Source organism: Acinetobacter sp. 24-47-62 (assembly GCF_056779765.1).
The window spans coordinates 1-640 of sequence record NZ_JBWYIN010000036.1 but is presented as its reverse complement, the minus strand read 5'-3'; the positions used below and the strand labels follow the sequence as shown (position 1 = coordinate 640).

1 protein-coding gene is annotated in these 640 nt (G+C 45.5%); it reads right to left on the bottom strand.

All coding sequences use genetic code 11. The annotated features are described in order from the left end of the window. Positions 1–635: GTP-binding protein (locus AC1M87_RS14760; RefSeq protein ID WP_481594118.1), on the bottom strand; the 635-nt coding region annotated here is incomplete at its 3' end. Between the last annotated feature and the right edge of the window lie 5 nt (positions 636–640).

Genomic DNA, 640 nt, shown 5'->3' with positions numbered 1-640 from the left:
GCTTGGTCTACAGCACGCACTGGCTCTGGGATGTAAGAGTCAAGCGCTTCAACAAGAGCAACTACAGCATCTTCGCCATATTGACCTGATTCACCGTTAAGTGCAGCAAGTGCTGAACCACGGATTACTGGAGTGTCATCACCTGGGAAGTCATAAGTAGAAAGAAGTTCACGAACTTCCATTTCAACTAATTCGATTAACTCTTCGTCGTCTACGATATCGCATTTGTTTAAGAATACGATGATGTAAGGTACACCTACCTGACGAGAAAGAAGGATGTGTTCACGAGTTTGTGGCATTGGACCATCTGTCGCTGAACAAACAAGGATCGCACCGTCCATCTGAGCAGCACCAGTGATCATGTTTTTAACATAATCGGCGTGGCCCGGGCAGTCTACGTGAGCGTAGTGACGAGTTGGAGAATCGTATTCTACGTGTGATGTATTAATTGTAATACCACGTGCTTTTTCTTCTGGTGCAGAGTCGATAGCAGCGTAGTCTTTAGCTTCACCACCGAATTTCTTCGCACATACAGTTGCGATAGCAGCAGTTAAAGTTGTTTTACCATGGTCAACGTGACCGATTGTGCCCACGTTAACGTGTGGCTTATTACGTTCAAACTTAGCCTTAGCCATGAGAT